The 2,430-nt window shown below is 69.5% G+C and carries 2 protein-coding genes; both read left to right on the forward strand.

Annotated features, from left to right (window positions below):
• Positions 1-112 precede the first annotated feature (112 nt).
• Positions 113-1,375 carry a ParA family protein gene (locus ACJA3G_RS35145; protein WP_406557084.1) on the forward strand — a complete coding sequence of 421 codons (1,263 nt, stop codon included), beginning with the start codon at positions 113-115 and terminating at the stop codon, positions 1,373-1,375.
• On the forward strand, positions 1,372-2,430 hold a 1,059-nt coding region (locus tag ACJA3G_RS35150), incomplete at its 3' end, for a ParB/RepB/Spo0J family partition protein (RefSeq protein ID WP_406557085.1). The genes ACJA3G_RS35145 and ACJA3G_RS35150, both read left to right, overlap by 4 nt.

A 2,430-nucleotide genomic window follows, 5' to 3' on the forward strand; every position in this document is an offset into this window, starting at 1 on the left:
GCGCACTTCACCCCTATTGAGCCGTTTCGTCCCCTACTCCCCCACCCCCAAAGTCAGAAAGCTAACGTGTCGGTCCATCAAAGGATCTTCGGCGTTAGTACAGTTACGTTCCATGACCTCACCCACCTCACCTGCATCCAGAAGCGACCGGGAGAAGGTCGTCTCGAAGCTTCCCCTGCGTCTTCGCCAGGAGTTGAAGATCCGGGCCGCCCAGCTCGGCGTCGACATTCAGGAGGCCGTCGAGACCGGCATCACCACCTGGCGCAGCCTCGGCTCGAACCTCTCCCCCATCGACACCTCCGGTGCCGAGTCGTTCGCCACCTTCCTGCCCGCCGAGCAGTGGGCGGGCTTCCGGGGCGACTGCAAGGACCGGGGCGTCTCCCTCATCCAGGGACTCGCCCAGTCCGTACAGGTATGGCTCGACCACCACCCCGCCCCCGCCGTACGGCGACCCGCGATCGTGCGGCGCATCGTCGTCTGCAACCAGAAGGGCGGCGTGGGCAAGACCGCCATCACCGCCGGTACGGGTGAGGCGTTGGCCGAGGACCCCGCGACCCTCATGCCCGTACGCGTCTCGAAGCACTTCGCGGCGCTCCTCGACGACGGCGAGGCCGGCCGGGGCAACGACCCTCTCGCCCTCGAAGACCTCCCGGGTCTCGGACAGCGCGTCCTGCTCGTCGACTTCGACCCGCAGGGCCACCTCACCAAGCAACTCGGTCAGGAGCCCCTCCCCATGGGCGGCGACTCCCTCACCAACCACATGGCGGGCGACGCCAAGGGTGAGCTGCGCGAGGTGATCGTCGCCATCGACGAGGACCGCTTCGGCGACCGCCTCCACCTCCTGCCCGCATGCACGGACGCCTTCCTCCTCGACGTACGCCTGGCTTCCGTACGCGCCCGGGAGGCCGCGCTCGAACGGGCCCTCGCCCCCGTCGAGGCCGACTATGACGTCATCCTCATCGACTGCCCGCCCAGCCTCGGCCTGAGCATGGACGCCGCCGCCTACTACGGACGCCGCCGCCCCGACGAGGTGCCCGGCAACTCCGGCACGCTCATCGTCGTCCAGGCCGAGGACAGCAGCGCCGACGCCTACGACCTGCTGACGTCGCAGATAGAGGACATGCGGACCGACCTCGCCCTGGAGCTCGACTACCTCGGCATCGTCGTCAACCACTACGACGCCCGGCGCGGTTACATCGCCACCTCCTCCCTCCAGTCCTGGATGGACATCAAGGACCCGCGCGTCGTCGGCGTCATCGGAGACCTGAAAGAACAGAAGGAAGCGGTACGGGTCAAGCGTCCGCTCCTGTCGTACGCCCCGCGCTGCGACCAGTCCGTCGGGCTGCGCGCCCTCGCCCGGGAGATCAGCAAGTGAGCAGCAAGGCCAAGAACCTCGGAGCCGGTTCGTCGTTCGGGCAGGCGCGTGCGGTCTCCGCCCGCCGGGCCGCGATCGGCGCCGCCACCGTCGCCCCCACCGCCGGGGTCCCCGACCCCACCGAGCTGCCGGTCGGCCGCATCAGCCAGAACCCGGACAACCCGCGCGAGCAACTCCGCGACCTGGACGGGCTGGCCGACAGCATTCGCGAGATCGGTCTCGTCAACGCCATCACCGTCGCGTCGGTGGAGGCGTATCTGCGGGAGCGTCCCGACCGGGCCGACGATCTCGATCCCGACACCCGCTACATCGTCATCGACGGCCACCGGCGGCTGGCCGCCGCGAAGATCGCGGGCGTCCCCACGGTCCGGGTCAGCGTCGACAACGCTCTCGTCTCCACCGATGAGGCCCTCCTCGAAGCGGCCTTCGTCGCCAACGTCCACCGCGACGACATGAACCCGCTGGAGCAGGCGCACGCCCTGAAGAAGCTGGTGGAGTTCTACGGCTCCCAGAGCCGCGCCGCCAAGCGGCTCGGTATCGCCCAGTCCACGATCTCCTCCAAGCTGTCGGTCCTCGACCTGGCCCCGGAACTCCAGGCCGATCTCCTGGAGGGCCGCCGCAAGGTCGAGCACGTACGGAACCTGTCGAAGTACGACGCCGAGCAGCAGCGGGCCCAGGCCGATGCCCGAGCGGCGGCGGCGGAGGAACGCCGGGAGGCGAGCAGGCGGGCGGCCGAGCTATCACGGCGTGATAGCCGGGACGGCGACGCGGACCTATCACGCCGTGATAACCGCGAGCACGAGGCCGACCTATCACGCCGTGATAGCCGGGACGGCGAGACGGATCTATCACGCCGTGATAATCGCGACGGCGAAGCCGACCTATCACGCCGTGATAATCCGGGAGCGGTCAGCACCGTCGGCCCCCCGGCCGACACCGCAGCCGCCGACGCGATCGTGTCCGCAGCCCCGGCCGGGAAAGCGAGCCCCGGCGCCGGGGGAGTGGCCGAGCTATCACGCCGTGATAATCCGGGCCCCCCGGCCAACCCCGAGCCC

This window comes from Streptomyces sp. YS-3, assembly GCF_045257485.1.
GTDB lineage: Bacteria > Actinomycetota > Actinomycetes > Streptomycetales > Streptomycetaceae > Streptomyces.